We start from the raw sequence: 17,021 nt of genomic DNA, 5'->3' as shown, positions 1-17,021 counted from the left end.
GGTGCTCGGGCTACGCCCTCCCACCGCCGGACATCCCTACGTCACCGCTCATCCTAATTGACGCGCTTGCGCTCATCGTAATTGTCGCGCGCCACGTTTCTACATTCCAGAGGCAAAGGCTGGCGAGCGCGAGCAGCCGGTCCCTGTAGAGCTTGCAGCGGTGCTAGAGGGGATAATGGAGACCCAGAAGGTATCTACCGGGTACGTGTTTAAAGGTGGGCCGGGCAGTAAGACCGGATATCGTCACACGTTTCGTAAAGCCTTTGCGCGCGCCGTTGAGAAAGCGGGGCTCGACCCGAAGGCAATCACGCCGCATGTCATGCGCCACACGGCTATCACAAGACTGGTCAAAGCCGGGGTTGATTTGCCGACGGTTCAACGAGTGAGCGGGCATAAAACGATATCGATGGTTCTACGTTACGCTCACGTCGATGGTCTGCACGTCGATAACGCAGTCAACCATTTGGGATTCGGTGTGACAGGTTCAAAATTGGGAGCGGCGTCGGGTTAGAGGCGCAATTACACTGAAATTACACCAGGCCAGAATCGCTCTCACGACGTTCGCGATTAATCGTTGTAATTAAACGGAAAAATGGTGCCCGGAGACGGGGTCGAACCGCCGACACTGCGATTTTCAGTCGCATGCTCTACCAACTGAGCTATCCGGGCACGTCCGGTCTGGGACCGGAGAAGCGTCCGACCTTGCGATCGGAAGGGCGCGTTTAGTCGGGGTCTTCGGCGCTGTCCAGCCCCGTTTGCGCAATTGATCGGCCGGGAATGCGATAGCCCTCGCCAAGCCACTGCAACAGGTCGCGGTCGCGGTGGCGGCTCGAGCAGAACGGCTTGTATTCGGGCACCGCGGGCTGGTCGCAGATCGGGCATTTGACGGTTGTCATCGGGCGCTCTCCAGTTCGTGAACGACGCCCGTACGGCGCGCGAGTTCCGCGAGCCAATCCGGGCGCGTCATCAGACGTGCATGGACGGCTGCGGGTAGGGTGTGGCGACGCGAGGCGGTCGGCGGCGTGCGTTCGAGCGTCCGGAGCGCCGCGCGGGTCGCGGCGCCGACCGGATCGGCGCGGAGGATCTCGGGGATCGACCCGCGGGGCCTTGGCCGGACGATCTGCAGAAAACCGAAGCCGTTCATCGCGGTGCGCTCGAACGGTTGCGGCAGGGACTCGTCGATCGCCGCGGCGACGGCGTTGCGCTGCACCTTGCCGGCGATCGTCGGAAAATCGATCCCGATCGAGCCGCCGATGCCATGTCGGCGTATCACCCGCGCCACGGCATGTGCGGCGGCGACTGCGAGCGTATCGAGTGGCGGCGCGCCGTCGACATCGAACAGCGTCATCGCCGGCGTCGGCGAAAGGCGGAGCGCGCCGAGCGGGAACACGATCTCGCCGCTCACCGCCTCGTCGAGGAGTTCGGACCAGCCCGCCGCCTCCAGTGCGTCGGGTTCGTGGGCGCGCGGGCTGCGGACGGGCAGTCCGGTCGCCATCAGGCGCTCGTACAGTGTCGGGGCAGGGCAGGGCGGCAGGTCGCTGGGGACGGCCTTGGCGAGCTTCGCACGGCCCGCTTCGGGGAGGGCTTCTCGGACGATCTCGACGGTGAGGCTGGCGCCCTGCGTGATGCCGGGGAGGAGGTGGTTGATCAGCGCCTCGCCGCCGTCGAGCGTAACGCGACCGCGGCGGCCCGGCAGCAGTTCGACGAGCCTCGCGCAGCCGACGAGGCCGACCTTCAATGCCTCGGTATCGAGTTCGATCGCAGCTTCGATTATCTGGTCGTCGTCCACCAGCGCGGCCCGCGCTTCGCCGATGCCGGCTTCGTAAAGCCATGCAGGCCCCGTATCAGGCAAGCGCGACGCCTGCGGTCTTCAACAGCGCGCGCGTTTCGAACAGGGGCAGGCCGACAACGCCCGAATGGCTGCCCGACAGGAAGCGGACGAACGCCTCTGCGCGGCCCTGGATCGCGTAGCCGCCAGCCTTGCCCAGCCCTTCGCCGCACGCGAGATAATCGTCGATCTCGGCGGGGGAGAGCGGCTTGAACGCGACGATCGTGTCGGCGATCCGCGAGCGCACCTTGCCGGTCGCGTCGATCACGCAGACCGCGGACAGGCAATGGTGGCGACGGCCCGACAGCTTGCCGAGCAGATCGCGCTGGATTTCCAAAGTGTCGGCGGGTGGCAGGATGCGGCTGCCAAGCGCGATCGTGGTGTCGCCAGCAAGCACGATCTCGCCCTCGGCGCGTGCAACAGCGCTGGCCTTTTCCACTGCGAGCCGCAGTGCATACGCGCGCGGCGGCTCGGCATTGCGCGGGCTTTCGTCGATGTCGGGGGATTCCACGCGCGACGGCACGACGCCGAGCCGTGCGAGCAGATCGCGGCGGCGGGGCGAGGAAGAGGCCAGGACCAGCATTGGTGCCTCGTTATAGAAGCGGCAGGCGCCTAGGCACCCACGGGCTTATTTGAAGCGGTAGGTGATGCGACCCTTGGTCAGATCGTACGGCGTGAGTTCGCACAGCACCTCGTCGCCGACCAGCACGCGGATGCGGTTCTTGCGCATCTTGCCGGCGGTGTGACCGAGAATCTCGTGGTCGTTTTCGAGCTGAACCCGGAACATCGCGTTGGGGAGGAGTTCCACCACGCGGCCGCGCATCTCGAGCAGTTCTTCCTTGGCCAAATATAATCTCTGAATTGGGGGAATTTCGGGACGAGCGCCCTTACCGCAGGTTCGCGAAAAAGGAAAGCGCGGCCGAAAGCGGATACGGGCGTGATGCCCGAACCCGCTTGCTTGATCCCTATATCGGCCATCGAGCGGCGTTGGACAAGAGCACCGGTCGAGGACGACGGACGCGGAATGTCACAGCAGGCTCGGCTGAAACGCGTTGGCCTCGCGTGCCGCGCGCCGGAACGCGGCGTGGTCGACGTTGGGGATGCGCGGGCGTTTGCCCTGGAACAGATCGGCAAGCGTCAGGATCTGGAGTTTGGGAAACGTCTCGTCGACGCCGGCACGGTAGATGCCGACCGCGGCGGCACGGCGCTCCATCTCGCGCGTCGGTTTGGCGTTCATGATGAGGATGCCGATCGGTGCCTTCTCGCGCGCGATCGTCGCGGCGAGCGTCTCGACCATCGCGGTGTCCGGATTAAGCCCACCCTTGACCGATACGATTGCGCGGTGCGTCACCATCTTGCCCGATGCCGGGTCATGATCGTTGAAATAGATCAGTCCGTCGATGCCACCGTCCGCACCCTTTTTCCTGCCGCCGAACGGCAGCGCATCGACCATCGACACCGCCCACCACTGGAACTGGTATTTGTCGCGTAGCGCGAGGTTATAGGCGGAGGCGAGGTCCTTCGGGGTGCCTTCGACGGTGAAGGTGACGGCGGGAAACGCATCCTTCATCCGCTTCTCGATCAGCGAGATGGCAAGATGCGTGACGTCGATGCCGATCCATTGCCGCTTGAGTTTCTCCGCGGCATGCACCGCAGTGCCGCACCCGCAGAACGGATCGAGCACGACGTCGCCTTCGTTCGACGAGGCGGCGATGATGCGCTCGAGCAGCGCCACCGGCTTTTGCGTAGGGTAGCCGAGCCGTTCCTTCGAGACGGGGGCGATGATCGGTATTTCCCAGACGTCGCTCATGGCGACACCCAGCGAGGTGCCCGATTCCCGGGTCGGGTTGCGCATGCCGTCGGCCGTGAACGTGACTTTCTGCATTGATCCCATCCACCGTTTCAGCGAACTTGCCGACGGCGGCACGGTGAGCGTGTTGAACAGATTGCCGCTTTCGCTCTTGGTGTAGAACAGCAGGCAATCGTGCATCCGCTGGAACCGGTGCGAGACCGATGGCCAACGGCGATAGCTCCAGACGATCTCGTTCTGGAAATGCCGCTTGCCGAAGATCGCGTCTAGCAGCAGCATCAGGTAATGACTCGCGGTCGGATCGCAGTGGAGATACAGGCTGCCGGTCGGCTTCAAGACGCGGTGCAGTTCGAGCAGGCGGACCGCCATCATCGCCAGGTACGCCATCATGTCATTGTCGCCGAGAAACCCGCGCATTGCGTTCAACAGGTCGAACGCCTTGGTATTGCCGCTGCGGGCAACCTGATCGAAGGCGTCCTCCGCAGTCTCGTTCCAATGCCAGGTATCCTCGAACGCCTCGATCTGCGCGCTGGAGGATTTGCCGTCGGGCTCCTTGAAAAGGATGCCGTAGTTGGCGTTCGAATTGAACGGCGGGTCGAGGTAGATCAGGTCGACGCTCTCGTCGGTGATCTCCTTGCGCAGCACGGCGAGGTTGTCGCCATAGAAAAGATGATTCTCGGGCCTGTTGCGCATCAGTGGAGGATGCGGGCACAAACGAGCGTTCGTCCAAGCGAGATGCATCCACGGTCTGCGGGTATGCTCCAAACTGGAGTTTTAACGCGCTGTATCCGTGAGCCATGCAGGATTATACTTTGCCAGGAACGTACCCATCGCCTTCAGGAATTCGAGCCGGTCCTCACCGCGCGTGAAATGATGATCGCCGAGCGGTTGTTCGATATACTCGTACGGCTTGCCCGCCTCCTTCAGCGCCGCTGCCATCATCCTCGATTGCTTCACGGGCACGCGCTTGTCCTCCTTGCCGTGCAGCATCAGGATCGGGATCGAGAAGGTCTGCGCACCATAGCGCGGCGAAACGCTGCGATAGTCGGGCGCCTGCTTCTTCAGCCAGTCGCCGCGCGTCTTTCCGTACAGGAACTTGCCATCGTAGCGCTGCATCGCCTGCAGATCGGACACGCCGGCATAGGAGATCGCGCACCGATAGGGCGCCGCATCGCCGGTGCCGTTCCGCTGCGCCGCGCGCATCGCTGCATAGCCGCCATAGGACGCGCCGGCCATGCACACGCGCTTCGGATCGGCGATGCCTTGTTTAGCCAGATGCGTAATCGCATCGTCGAGATCGTCCTGCATCTTCAGGCCCCATTGCCCCTCGCCGAGCTTGGCGAAACTGGTCCCGTAGCCAGACGAGCCGCGGTAATTGGGCTGGACGACGGCATAGCCCGTCTCCGCCAGATACTGCGTCCACCAGTCCCAATCTTCCGAATCGCGCGCGAACGGGCCGCCGTGCGGCAACACGATCAGCGGCAGGTTCCTGGGGCTGTGCCCACGCGGCAAGGTCAGCAATGCCTCGATCTCTACGCCATCACGCGCCTTGTACCGGATCGTCGATACCGGCGACAATGTTCGCGCCTTCAGCACGTCGTTCTGCCAGGAATAGCGCTGCATTGATCCGTTCGCGGGATCGTAGAAATACAGCGCCCCCGCCTGGGACGGCGAGCCGACCTGCACCAGGAATTTCGACCGGGTGCGATCCCACGACACGATGCGCGCGCGCCGCTCTCCGACCGCCTTGTCGACCGCGTCCTGGATTTCCTTCAGCTTGGGGTTCAGCCAGACAATATGGCCGAAGCGATCGGTGACGGTGATACCGTCGATGTCGTCGCCGGTCGCATTCTCGATCACGCCATCGACGTCGTAGCCATCCGCGCCGTACAGCTTCTTGCCGAGCTTCAGGTCGGGTAGCGATACCTCGAACACCTCGTCGCGACCGCCGGAATCGTCCGTGGCGATGGCCGTGCCGTCGGCGCGGAACGTCACCGGAATGACGATATCCTGCTTGCCGCGGGCAGATGCGATGATCTTGAACGGATCGCGATTGGCGCTGCGGTACAGAAGCGAGCTCTTTCGGGTATCGTCGTCGTAGCGATAGCCCATCCGGACGACGCCTGCGCCATCGGCATACCAGTCGAAGACGTTCGTCTGGCTGCCAGCGACGGTCTTGGTCTTGCCGGTCGAGAGATCCACCTCAGAGACTGAGGGATACCATTGGCTTTCGCTTTCGATCCCGGTCTGGCGCGACAGAAGGACACGCGGCGTCCCGTCGCGCGCCGTCCACAGGATTTCGTCCGCGCGGACACCCGAATGCGTCCAGTCGATCCGGTTGACCTTGGTCATGTCGGCTTTGACGCCCAGTGTGCGCGTGATGTAGATCTCTTCGCCGTACAGCATGTCCTGCGAACCGACGCCGACCGCGAGCCAGTCGTCACCGACCCAGCGCCACCAATTGATGTCGACCGTCGCCCCGACCTTGATCGCGGCGAGCTTGCCACCGGGAAACAGCGGCGCGACGACCAGCACCTGGACGCCGTCGATCGCCATCTTCGCCGCGATGCGCGTGCCGTCGGGCGACAGCTTCGGATTGGCGATGCCGGGCAGTTTGGCGAAGGTTTCGACCGGTACCGGGGTCGAGACGGTAGCGGTGGCCTTCGGCGTGGCGGCGGGCGGTGGCGCGGTCTGTGCCGCCGCGATCGCCGGTATCATTGCACCAGCCAGCAGACCCATACGCCACGTCATTGATAGTCTCCCCCAAGCCATTCCCCAACGACCGTGGGCACAGAGTATCGCGTTCGGTAGCCTGAACAAGAGGGGGATGCAGCGGATCGGCGCAGCGCCGAAGTCGATCGGACCGAGCGGAAATTGCGCACGCGGCGCACAGCCGTGTTGTCGTGCGGGAATGGATGGCAAATATTGAAGAACCGGGCAGTGAATGGATCGCCGAGCGGCCAGGGTAACTTGGCCGCTCGGCGACTCTAATCAGATCACCCCACTCCGCCGCCGGCGAGTGCCGCGAGCAACAGCAGCGCGACGATGTTAGTAATCTTGATCATCGGGTTCACCGCAGGGCCGGCCGTGTCCTTGTAGGGATCGCCGACGGTGTCACCTGTGATAGCGGCCTTGTGCGCCTCGGACCCCTTGCCGCCGTGATGGCCGTCCTCGATGCATTTCTTGGCGTTGTCCCACGCGCCGCCACCGCTCGTCATCGAGATCGCGACGAACAGCCCGGAGACGATCACGCCCAGCAACATCGCGCCGAGCGAGGCGAAGCCGGCGGCCTGGCCCGCGACTGCGGTGATGATGAAATATACGGCGAGCGGTGAGAGGACGGGCAGCAGCGAGGGCACGATCATCTCGCGGATCGCCGCCTTGGTGACGAGATCAACCGTCCGTGCGTAGTCGGGGCGGCTGGTGCCGAGCATGATGCCCGGGTTGTTGCGGAACTGCTCGCGGACTTCCTCGACGACGGCGCCGGCTGCGCGACCCACCGCGGTCATTCCGAACGCGCCGAACAGATACGGGAGCAGTGCGCCAAGCAACAGGCCCACGATGACGTACGGGTTGCTGAGGCTGAAATCGACCGTGACGTCAGGGAAGTACGTAGCAAGATCGGTAGTGTAGGCGCCGAACAGCACCAGCGCCGCGAGTCCGGCAGAGCCGATCGCATAGCCCTTGGTAACCGCCTTGGTGGTGTTACCGACCGCGTCGAGCGCATCGGTCCTCTGCCGGACGTCGTCGGGCAGCCCGGCCATCTCGGCGATCCCGCCTGCGTTGTCGGTGACCGGGCCGTAGGCGTCGAGCGCGACGACCATGCCGGCCTGCGCGAGCATCGCCGTTGCCGCAAACGCAATGCCGATGATCCCGGCCAGCTGATACGCGACGATCACCGCGACGACGATGACCAGCGTCGGCAGCGCGGTGGATTCGAGGCTGATCGCGAGGCCCTGGATGACGTTGGTACCGTGGCCGGTCTCGGATGCCTTCGCGATCGACTGGACCGGGCGGTGGTTGGTGCCGGTGTAGTATTCGGTGATCCAAACGATCAGCCCGGTCACGACGAGGCCGATCATCATCGACCAGAACAGGTCCATGCCGGTGAAGCTCTGCGTCAGCGAGGGGGCGGCTTGCGTGGTGAGATCGTCGCTCGCGGGATCGAGGAAGCCTGCGCCGCCGATCACGCGGTGAAGGTCGCCGAGCACATACTGCGTGGCGAGGTAGATCGCCGGGATCGACAGGATCGTCGAGGTGAAGAACCCCTTGTACAGCGCCCCCATGATGCTGCCGCCACCGAGCCGGACCATGTACGTGCCGATGATCGAGGTGACGATGCACACGCCGCCGACAAGCAGCGGGAGAGTCATCAGCCGCATCAGTTCTGCGCCGCTCGCCTGGATCAGCAGCGCGATCGAGATCATCGTGACACCCAGCGTGACGACGTACGTCTCGAACAGATCGGCGGCCATGCCCGCGCAGTCGCCGACGTTATCGCCGACATTGTCCGCGATTACGGCGGGGTTGCGGGGGTCGTCCTCCGGGATAACTGCCTCGACCTTGCCGACCAGATCCGCGCCAACGTCCGCCGCCTTGGTGAAGATGCCGCCGCCCAATCGCGCGAAGATCGAGATCAGCGAGGCGCCGAACGCGAGTGCGGTCAGCGCCTCGACGATGATCCGGTCGTTGGGCGCGTGGCCTGCGGGTCCGGTCAAATACCAGAAGAACGCGCTGATCGCGAGCAGGCCGAGACCCGCCACGAGCATGCCGGTGACCGCACCCGATCGGAACGCCAGCGTCAGGCCAGCCTGCAGCGAGGTCCGCGCGGCCTCCGCGGTGCGGACGTTGGCACGGACCGAGATGTTCATCCCGACATAGCCCGCGACACCCGAGAGCACCGCACCGATGACGAAGCCGATCGTCGAGAGATAGCCGAGCGTGAAGAGCAGAATCGCCGCGACGATGACTCCGACGATCGCGATCGTGGTGTATTGCCGCCCGAGATAGGCCTTGGCGCCTTCCTGAATGGCGGCGGCGATGTCCTGCATCTTTGCGTTGCCGGGGGACGCGGCGAGCACCTGTCGACTGGTGGCGAAACCATATAGGACGGCGATGACGCCGCCGATCATGGCCAAATAGACGGTCGTCATACGGCAATATCCCTCTTGTCAGGTCCTCTCCGGTCCCGGATTTGCCGAGTCCCGATGTAAGGAACCTACCAGTGCAGGGGTATTGCGCAAGTTATCCTCTAGGTTTGTGTTCGTAGCCTAGACTTGGCGGGAGCGGGACGGGTTTGCCGGAGTCGTGAAGGGTAAGTCCCGAGCCGGCTGAAAACGCGCCGATCAGAGTGGCGTCGGTAACGAAATCTTGCGGTGCAGCAAAAAGGAGTTGGTAGTCGTCTCCCGCGGTGGCTGCGGCGATCCGGTCGCCGGAGAAGGTGCGATAGGCGTCGGAGAGGGGAATGCGCGAGAGGTCGATGCTGACGGCGAGGCCACTGGCGAGCGCCATGCGGGACGCGTCGATGAGCAGCCCGTCGGAGACGTCCATCATAGCATGGACCTGGGGACCGAGGATGCGGCCGTCGCCGAGCCGTGGCTGCGGGCGCCGGTATGCGGCGAGCAGTTCCGCTGGGCCTTGTGCACCGAGTGCGATGGCTAGCCCCGCACCGGCATCGCCGATTGTGCCGGTGACGTAGAGCGCGTCACCTACCCGTGCGCCGTTGCGGGCAGGGGCGGCGGCGTCGCTGCCGAACGCGGTGACCGTCAGGACCCGCGGCGCATTCGGTGGAAGCGTCACGGTGTCGCCGCCGATGATGCGCGTGCCAAAGGCCGTCAGGACTTCCGCGAGCCCTTCGAGAAACGCGTGATCCCAAGCATCGTCGCCAAGCGGGTAGTTGAGGAGGATGCCTTCGGGTCTAGCGCCCTTGGCGGCCAGATCGGAAAGGTTGGTCGCGACCAGCTTCAACGCGACGTCCTGCGCGGGGTCGGTCTGGAGAAAGTGCACGCCTTCGACGAGCGTGTCAGTGGTGACGACGAGCGGGCCTGCGTCGAGCAGCGCGGTATCGTCGTTGAGGCCACGCGCCGCCGGGTGCAGCGGGAGCCGGCGGAGAGCGGCAATAAACTCGGCTTCGTTCACTCTCTGCTCCCTCTCCTCTCCGGGAAGAGGGCTGGGGTGAGGGGCTGCCACACAGCGCATCGCCCGGTACAGCCCCTCACCCCGATCCTCTCCCCGGAGGGGAGAGGGAGTTCGTCAGGCCCGCACTTCCTTGGCGATACCATCGAGCAACCCGTTCACGAACCCCGACTCGCGCTTGTCGTAGAACGCATGCGCGACGTCGACATATTCGCTGATCACCGCGGCGACCGGCACGTCCTTGCGCGCCAGCAGCTCGTACGTGCCGACGCGGATGATCGCCTTCATCGGCTTGTCGAGCCGCGCAAGCGTCCAGCCCTTGGCGAGCTTGCCCTCGATCAGCACGTCGATCTCGCCGGCGCGGGCGTTCGCACCGGTCACCAGGTCGTCGAAGAAATCGACGTCGGCCTCGGCATATTCGACGTCTTCGATCGTCGCGCCGAGGCGGTGCTGGTGGAATTCGTTGAGCAGGACGGGCATCGCGGTGCCCTCCATCTCGTGTTGGTAGGTCGCCTGGACGGCGGCGAGGCGAGCGGCGGCACGCGCCTTGGTGCGGGGGGCGGTTCGAGTCATAAGCGGTTGCCTGTAGGCGCGGGGGGGCTGTGTGTCAGCCCTTTGCGTTTCGCGCGCGGTGGTGAGGAAGAATGGTTCGCGCAGAGGCGCAGAGAGCGCGGAGGTGTATCGCTCGCCGCGGAGCGGCCCTCCCATCACCGTTCAATGAGGAGATCGTAGCGGCTACGCCGCGCGCAACACCTCCGCGCTCTCTGCGCCTCTGCGCGAACAATCTAACTGTTGAGCCGCAACCGCAAAGCCACTGATTTTGCGTGCGCGGGGAGCCCTTCGGCATTGGCCAGCGCGACCGTGGCTGGCCCGAGTTCGCGCAGCGCAGCTTCGTCCAACGCCAGGAAGCTGGTGCGCTTCATAAAGTCGAGCACGGACAGCCCCGACGCAAACCGCGCACGGCGGCCGGTGGGGAGGACGTGGTTCGGCCCGGCGACGTAATCGCCGATCGCCTCTGGAGTGTAGCGGCCGAGGAAGACCGAACCTGCATGGCGGATGCGGTCGAAGAAGCCTTGCGGGTCGGGGATCGCCAGCTGGAGATGCTCCGCGGCGAGGCGGTCAACCAGCGGGATCGCATCCGCCAGCGTGTCGACGACGACGATCGCGCCGTTGGTGTCCCACGCGACGCGCGCGACCGCTTCGGTGGCAAGCTCGCGCAACTGGCGGTCGACCGCGTCCGCCACCTTGTCGGCGAACGCCGCATCGTCGGTGAACAGGATCGACTGCGTGGTCACGTCGTGCTCGGCCTGGCTGAGCAGGTCGGCGGCGGTCCATTCGGGGTCGTTGAGCGCGTCCGCGACGACGACGATCTCGCTTGGCCCCGCGACCATGTCGATGCCGACGACGCCGTAGACCTGGCGCTTGGCCTCGGCGACCCAGGCGTTGCCGGGGCCGGTAATCACGTCGACCGGCTCGATCCGGCCTGCGCCGTACGCGAGCGCTGCGACAGCCTGCGCGCCACCGACTCGCCAGACTTCATCGACGCCCGCGAGATGTGCGGCGGCGAGGACCAGCGGGTTGATCTGACCGTCCGGGGTCGGCGTGACCATCGCAAGACGGCCAACGCCCGCAACCTTGGCGGGGATCGCGTTCATCAGCAGCGACGAGGGGTAGGCAGCGCGCCCACCGGGGACGTAGATGCCAGCGGCGTCAACGGGGAGCCAGCGCGCGCCGAGCCTCACGCCTGCCGAGTCGACCGAGTCGCTGTCAAGCGGGCGCTGCTTCTCATGATACGCGCGGATGCGGGTCGCGGCGAGTTCGAGTGCGGTGCGCAGGTCCGGGTCGAGCGCCTCGAACGCGGCCTTGCAATCGGCGGCGTCGATCTGCCAGCCCGTGACTTCGAGGTCGTGGCGGTCGTGCTTCTGCGTGAGGTCGCGGAGCGCGGTCTCACCGTCGCGGCGTACCGAGGCGATGATTGCGGCGACGTCCTGCGTGACGCCGGCGTCGGTTTCGCGGCGGTCTTCGACGAGCGCCGTGAAGCGCGTCGCGAAGTCCGCGTCGGATGTGGAAAGGCGGATCACTTGCCCCCCTCCCGCATGCGGGAGGGGTTGGGGGTGGGCACGCGCTCACCGCTGGCGTTACGCCGGAGGATGGCGCGAGCCCAACCCCCGCCCCCTTCCCGCTCGCGGGAAGGGGGGCAGAAGAGAGCGGTCATGCTGCGATCTCCTGCGCTTCGACGGCGCGACGGAACGCTTCCACCAACGGCACGACCCGGCTTCGCGTCTTCATCGCAGCGCGGTTGACGACAAGGCGGCTGGTGACTTCCATGATCGTCTCGACCTCGACCAAGCCGTTTTCCAGCAGCGTGCGCCCCGACGACACCAGATCGACGATCCGCGGCGCCAACCCCAGCGTCGGCGCCAACTCCATGGCACCGTTGAGCTTCACGCATTCCGCCTGCACGCCTCGCGATGCGAAATGCGCCGCCGTCACATGCGGGTATTTCGTCGCCACGCGGACGTGGCTCCAGCCGCGCGGATCGTCCTGCGCCGCCATCTCGGCCGGCTCGGCGACCGACAGCCGGCAATGCCCGATGCCGAGGTCGACCGGCGCGTAGAGTTCCGAATAGCCGAACTCGGCGATCACGTCCGACCCGACGATGCCGAGTTGCGCCGCCCCGTGAGCAACGAACGTGGCGACGTCGAACGCGCGCACCCGGATCAGCGAGATCGCCGGATCGTTGGTCGCAAAGCGCAACGCACGCGAGTTTTCGTCCGAGAACGACGCTTCGGGATGCACCCCGGCGCGCGCGAGCAACGGCAGGGCCTCGGAGAGGATGCGTCCCTTGGGGACGGCGATAATGATATGAGAATCTGGCACGCGCCGGGCTTTACGGGTGGGGCTGGGCGGGTGCAACAACCTGCACATGGCAAATGAAACGGCAAACCGCGCGGCGTTCGATATCCAGGCGGGCTATTGTGCCGCGATGGACGCGCCTATCACCGCGCTGATCTGTACCGCATTGGCGGAGTCGATCGATCGCGACAGCGAGACAGGGCGGCGGACACTCGACTGGTCTGGCGAGCCGGTCGCCGACGCGCTGGCGTTGCGATTGGTCGGAGGCTTGCACGCGTTGCACCGGGCGGACGTCGATCCGGCGCTCTCAGCCGTATTTTCGGGTGCAGAGACTGACCCGAGGCGCGTCGTCGCGACGTTGAAGGCGACGCTCATCACCCATGATTCGGCGGTGCTGCCGTGGCTCGATGGTCCGCCGCAGACCAACGAAGCCGGGCGGTCGGCGGGGCTGATGACCGGGCTGCTTCATCTGGCGACGCGCTACGGCGCCAAGTTCGAGGTGCTGGAGATCGGATCGAGCGCCGGGCTGAACCTGCTGATCGACCGCTATCGGTTCGATCTCGGCGGCGTGATGGTCGGGCCGGCCGGTTCGCCGGTGACGATCCGCCCCGAATGGCGGGGTGAAACGCCGCCCGACATGCCTGTCGAGATCGAGTCGGCACGCGGTGTCGATATCCACCCGCTCGACCTGTCCGAACCGGCGGCGGGGACGCGGTTGGCGGCGTATGTCTGGGTCGATGCGGTCGAGCGGCAGGCGCGGCTTGCGGCGGCGATCGCGATGGTGCGTGACGGCGGCGTCGATCTGGTCGAAGGCGATGCCGCCGACTGGGTCGAGGCGCGATTGGCCGAGCCGCAGCCGGACGGCGTTACGCGCGTGCTGATGCATTCGGTGGTGTGGCAGTATCTGCCGGCGACCTCCCGCGAGCGGATCCGGGTTGCAATGGACGCAGCGGGCGCGCGCGCGACGGTGGAGCGACCGCTCGGCTGGGTCATGATGGAGCCGAACCGCGACCTGCACCGCCACGAGGTCCGCGTACGCGGATGGCCGGGCGAGCGGTCGATGGAACTGGTCGCGCTGACGCATGCGCATGGCGCCTGGGTCGAGGGCCTCGCCGCCCCCTACGAGACGCGCGACTACGTCATGCGACGTGGCGCCTACGAGAAGGACTGAGGCGCCAGATACGAGGGCGGCCCGGGATCGCTCCCGGGCCGCCCAAACTTGGTAGACGGTCTTAGTAGAAGAAGCCGTTGTTCACCTGCACGACGCGGCCCGAGCGCGTGTCGACCAGGACGACGTCGCGGCCATAGCGGACCCAGCGCTGATACCCGTAGGCCGGGCGCGACAGGCGATAGGTCTGATAGTCGTTGATCCAGTATTGGCGGCCGTAATAGTTAGGCGCGAAGCGGTAGCCGACGGTTACCGGGCGATAGCGATAGCCGCGCGGGCCGACATAGGCGGGGCGGCGATAGATATCACCGTGCGTGCGACGATAATCGCGCCAGTCCTCGCGGGCCTCGCGGCGGTCTTCGCGGAGTTCCTGGCGGGCTTCGCGGACGTCTCGGCGATCGCCATAGCGACGCGCGTCGTTCAGGTCGCGCCGGCTTTCGAGGACTTCGCGCTGGCTGCGGCGCGCTTCACCGTAGCTCTGCGCGGTTGCGATGGTGGGGGCGAGGGTGGCGGCGGCAACGGCCGCGAGGATGATCTTACGCATGACTGCTCTCCTATATCGACGCCGAAACAACGGCATAAACAGGGTTTTGCTCCCCGGCCGCTGAACGCTTTCCGAATGCGGTGGTCAGGATTTAGACAGGTGCGCGTAATATTCCCGCGCCGTCGTCAGGACGACGGAACGTGGAGAGTGCCGTCACACCTCTTCGCTCGCTCAGATCCCCCAGCGGCGCATGGCGGCGATCACCGCATCGGGCTTTTGCCACGGCACAAAATGCCCCGCGTCGATCTTCTCGATCGTGAGGTCGGGAACATAGGCGGCGAGGTCGAGCTGGCTCGGCAGCAATGCGCTGTCCTTCATTCCCCAGATCACCAGCACTGGCATCGCGGTCGGCGGAAACGGTGCATCGAGAAAGGCGGGGCGGGGCGGGGTTTCGTCCATGGCGGGCACGACGATCGCGCTGGCACGGTACCAGTTGAGCATCGCGGTGATCGCGCCGGGCTGGCCCCATTCGTCGAGATAGGCGGCCTTGTCCTCGGCCATCGCGGCGAGATCGGCGTGCTTCGAGAAACTGGTGTCGAAGAAGGTTTCGAGGCCAATCGCGGCGATGTGCTTTTCGAGATCAGGGTTGCGGAACGCACGGATATACTGGCTGGCGGCGCGCTGTTCGAGGTCGTCGAACATGGTGCGCTGGAAGACGAGCGGGTGGGGGGCGTTGATGATGACGAGCTTCGCGATGCGCTCGGGGTGGCGCAGCGCGGCCATCCAGGCGACCGCGCCGCCCCAGTCGTGGCCGACCAGCGTGAAGCGGTCGATGTCGAGGTGGTCTGCGAGTGCGATCAGGTCGGCGACGATCTTGTCGGGGGTGTAGCTGTCGACGCCCTCGGGTTTTGACGAGCGCGCGAAGCCGCGTTGATCGGGCGCAACGACATAGTGATCGCGGGCGAGATCTGGGGTGATGTCGCGCCAGGTCCGATGCGATTCGGGGAAGCCGTGGAGCAGGATGACAGGCGGGCTCGCCGGGTCGCCGCTGATCGCGACGTCGAGTTCGACGCCCGTGGATAACGCAATGCGTTGCAATGTCATGATTCCCCTCCCGCTCGCGGGAGGGGTCAGGGGAGGGCCTGCCCGTCGCGCTGCCCTTGGAACATGCCCTCCCCCGACCCCTCCCGCAAGCGGGAGGGGAGATTACGTCTTCTGCTCCCCTCCCGCTTGGGGGAGGGTCGGGGGGCGGGCTCCCGGCCAGTTTCAAACGGAGTGGGCGTTGATAGCGCGTGCCCACCCCCTACCCCCTCCCGCATGCGGGAGGGGAAGAGTTACGGATAGCTGACCGTCTTCGGGATCGCCGGGATCTCGATCCATTCCTTTTCGTCGCCGGGTACCTTGGGGAAATTGCCCGCATTCCAGTCCCGCTTCGCCTGCTCGATACGATCGCGGTTCGAGCTGACGAAGTTCCACCAGACGTGGCGCGGCGTCGTGAACGCATCGCCGCCGCATAGCATTGCACGGCCGCCATGCGCCGACCGCAGCGTCGCTGAGATGCCGGGGCGCAGGACGTACAGCACTTGCGGCTCCAGCTTCACGCCTTCCAGCGTCGCCTCGCCCATTGCGAGGTAGATCGCGCGCTCCTCGGCGGCCGCGTCGATCGGCACGCTCGCGCCCGGATCGAGCGCGATGTCGGCGTAGATCGTCCCCGAATAGGTCGTGGTCGGCGCGGTCTCGCCCCACAGGCTCCCCATGATGATCCGCGAGCGAGCGCCGTGCGCCTCGATCGTCGGCAACTGTGCCTTGGTGACGTGCTCGAACGCCGGGTCAATCTCCTCGACCGCCTCGGGCATCGCCAGCCAGGTCTGGATACCCGACAGGTTCGGCCCTTCGGCACGCTCGTCGCCGGGCGAGCGCTCTGAATGGACGATGCCGTGGCCCGCCGTCATCAGGTTCACCGCGCCCGGCTCGATCCGCGCCTGCGTGCCGAGCGAATCGCGGTGGTCGATCGCGCCGTCGAACAGATACGTCACGGTCGACAGGTTGATATGCGGATGCGGGCGCACGTCGATGCCTTGCCCGATTTCGAGATGCGCGGGGCCCATCTGGTCGAAGAACAGGAACGGGCCGACCATCGTCCGCGCCTTGTTCGGCAGCGTGCGGTGAACCTTGAAGCCGCCGAGATCGTGCGTCGACGGCAGGATGGTCTGGAGGACGAAATCATCGAGCATGGCGTGATCCCTTGGCAGGTTCCGTGGCGTCGAGCAGTTCGACCAGGTCTGCTGGATAGAGCGTTTCGTGGAAGCCCGCGATGTCGTTTCGGGAAAACCAGCGGTGACCGACGAGCAGTTGCTTCTCCTGTTCGGTGAGATTGCCCGCCTTCACGTCGCAGGTGTCGATGTCGATCCGGAAATAGCGTTCGTCCGCGGTGACCTCTGTGCCTTCGAAGGTCCGGAAGTCGACGACGCGGCGTGCGACTTCGGGACCGCAGTCGATGTCGAGGCCGACTTCTTCCCACAGTTCGCGGCGAGCGGCGGCGGCGTAGCTCTCGCCCGGATCGACTGCGCCGCCCGGCGTGCACCAGAGCGGCGGGCGATCGGTCGGCGTGAAGCGGAACATCAATACGCGATCCTGGCCGTCGACAAGGAGGATGCGCGCGGCTGGGCGTGGGGTCCTCATAGCCAGGTGCACCAACCCGGCGAAGGCCGGGGCCCAGTTGGAAAGGCCGATATGGTGG

At 65.6% G+C, this 17,021-nt stretch carries 17 protein-coding genes and 1 tRNA gene; 2 read left to right on the top strand and 16 right to left on the bottom strand.

Features of this window, described 5'->3' with window-relative positions; all coding sequences use genetic code 11:
• The first annotated feature begins 103 nt into the window (after positions 1-103).
• Positions 104-511: a site-specific integrase gene (locus tag C8J45_RS15440; RefSeq protein WP_107964014.1), complete on the top strand. Its 408-nt coding sequence runs from the start codon at positions 104-106 to the stop codon at positions 509-511.
• A gap of 82 nt (positions 512-593) precedes the next feature.
• Here the strand turns inward: C8J45_RS15440 and C8J45_RS15435 are convergent.
• The 12 genes from C8J45_RS15435 to hisG form a co-directional block, all read right to left on the bottom strand.
• A tRNA-Phe gene (locus tag C8J45_RS15435) sits at positions 594-669 on the bottom strand.
• Between the two features lie 53 nt (positions 670-722).
• Positions 723-896, bottom strand: a complete 174-nt coding sequence (locus tag C8J45_RS15430; protein WP_107964013.1) for a DNA gyrase inhibitor YacG — start codon at positions 894-896, stop codon at positions 723-725.
• Positions 893-1,852, bottom strand: coding sequence for a ribonuclease (locus tag C8J45_RS15425; RefSeq protein ID WP_107964012.1), 960 nt, complete (start codon positions 1,850-1,852; stop codon positions 893-895). The genes C8J45_RS15430 and C8J45_RS15425 overlap by 4 nt, the downstream gene beginning before the upstream one ends.
• Positions 1,845-2,411, bottom strand: coding sequence for a nucleoside triphosphate pyrophosphatase (locus C8J45_RS15420; protein ID WP_107964011.1), 567 nt, complete (start codon positions 2,409-2,411; stop codon positions 1,845-1,847). Before C8J45_RS15420 ends, C8J45_RS15425 begins: the two co-directional genes overlap by 8 nt.
• A 45-nt stretch (positions 2,412-2,456) precedes the next feature.
• Positions 2,457-2,675: a translation initiation factor IF-1 gene (infA, locus tag C8J45_RS15415; protein ID WP_031441079.1), complete on the bottom strand. Its 219-nt coding sequence runs from the start codon at positions 2,673-2,675 to the stop codon at positions 2,457-2,459.
• A 180-nt stretch (positions 2,676-2,855) separates the two neighbouring features.
• Positions 2,856-4,331: a site-specific DNA-methyltransferase gene (locus C8J45_RS15410; protein WP_107964010.1), complete on the bottom strand. Its 1,476-nt coding sequence runs from the start codon at positions 4,329-4,331 to the stop codon at positions 2,856-2,858.
• Between the two features lie 81 nt (positions 4,332-4,412).
• Positions 4,413-6,389, bottom strand: coding sequence for a S9 family peptidase (locus tag C8J45_RS15405; protein WP_107964009.1), 1,977 nt, complete (start codon positions 6,387-6,389; stop codon positions 4,413-4,415).
• A gap of 245 nt (positions 6,390-6,634) precedes the next feature.
• Positions 6,635-8,791: a sodium-translocating pyrophosphatase gene (locus tag C8J45_RS15400; RefSeq protein ID WP_107964008.1), complete on the bottom strand. Its 2,157-nt coding sequence runs from the start codon at positions 8,789-8,791 to the stop codon at positions 6,635-6,637.
• 91 nt (positions 8,792-8,882) lie between these two features.
• The gene (gene thiL / locus C8J45_RS15395; RefSeq protein WP_107964007.1) at positions 8,883-9,776 is read right to left on the bottom strand and encodes a thiamine-phosphate kinase; all 894 of its coding nucleotides are present in this window, start codon (positions 9,774-9,776) and stop codon (positions 8,883-8,885) included.
• A 114-nt stretch (positions 9,777-9,890) separates the two neighbouring features.
• Positions 9,891-10,346, bottom strand: coding sequence for a transcription antitermination factor NusB (gene nusB / locus C8J45_RS15390; protein WP_056488135.1), 456 nt, complete (start codon positions 10,344-10,346; stop codon positions 9,891-9,893).
• 212 nt (positions 10,347-10,558) lie between these two features.
• Positions 10,559-11,854, bottom strand: a complete 1,296-nt coding sequence (gene hisD, locus C8J45_RS15385; protein ID WP_107964006.1) for a histidinol dehydrogenase — start codon at positions 11,852-11,854, stop codon at positions 10,559-10,561.
• A gap of 130 nt (positions 11,855-11,984) precedes the next feature.
• Positions 11,985-12,653: an ATP phosphoribosyltransferase gene (gene hisG, locus C8J45_RS15380; RefSeq protein ID WP_258191484.1), complete on the bottom strand. Its 669-nt coding sequence runs from the start codon at positions 12,651-12,653 to the stop codon at positions 11,985-11,987.
• 46 nt (positions 12,654-12,699) lie between these two features.
• On the opposite strand from hisG, the gene C8J45_RS15375 reads away from it, so the two are divergent.
• Complete coding sequence (locus C8J45_RS15375) at positions 12,700-13,800, top strand: DUF2332 domain-containing protein (RefSeq protein ID WP_107964004.1); 1,101 nt, start codon at positions 12,700-12,702, stop codon at positions 13,798-13,800.
• A 61-nt stretch (positions 13,801-13,861) separates the two neighbouring features.
• Here C8J45_RS15375 and C8J45_RS15370 read toward each other — a convergent pair whose 3' ends face one another.
• The 4 genes from C8J45_RS15370 to C8J45_RS15350 all read right to left on the bottom strand — a co-directional run bounded on the left by C8J45_RS15370 (position 13,862) and on the right by C8J45_RS15350 (position 16,963).
• The gene (locus C8J45_RS15370) at positions 13,862-14,341 is read right to left on the bottom strand and encodes an RcnB family protein (protein ID WP_107964003.1); all 480 of its coding nucleotides are present in this window, start codon (positions 14,339-14,341) and stop codon (positions 13,862-13,864) included.
• A 171-nt stretch (positions 14,342-14,512) separates the two neighbouring features.
• Positions 14,513-15,385: an alpha/beta fold hydrolase gene (locus tag C8J45_RS15365; RefSeq protein WP_107964002.1), complete on the bottom strand. Its 873-nt coding sequence runs from the start codon at positions 15,383-15,385 to the stop codon at positions 14,513-14,515.
• 230 nt (positions 15,386-15,615) lie between these two features.
• Positions 15,616-16,515, bottom strand: coding sequence for a pirin family protein (locus tag C8J45_RS15355; protein ID WP_107964000.1), 900 nt, complete (start codon positions 16,513-16,515; stop codon positions 15,616-15,618).
• Positions 16,505-16,963, bottom strand: a complete 459-nt coding sequence (locus tag C8J45_RS15350) for an NUDIX hydrolase (protein WP_107963999.1) — start codon at positions 16,961-16,963, stop codon at positions 16,505-16,507. Before C8J45_RS15350 ends, C8J45_RS15355 begins: the two co-directional genes overlap by 11 nt.
• Positions 16,964-17,021: the final 58 nt, after the last annotated feature.

The organism is Sphingomonas sp. PP-CE-3G-477, from assembly GCF_003050745.1.
Lineage (GTDB): Bacteria > Pseudomonadota > Alphaproteobacteria > Sphingomonadales > Sphingomonadaceae > Sphingomonas.
This window is presented reverse-complemented; position numbering and strand designations above follow the sequence as displayed.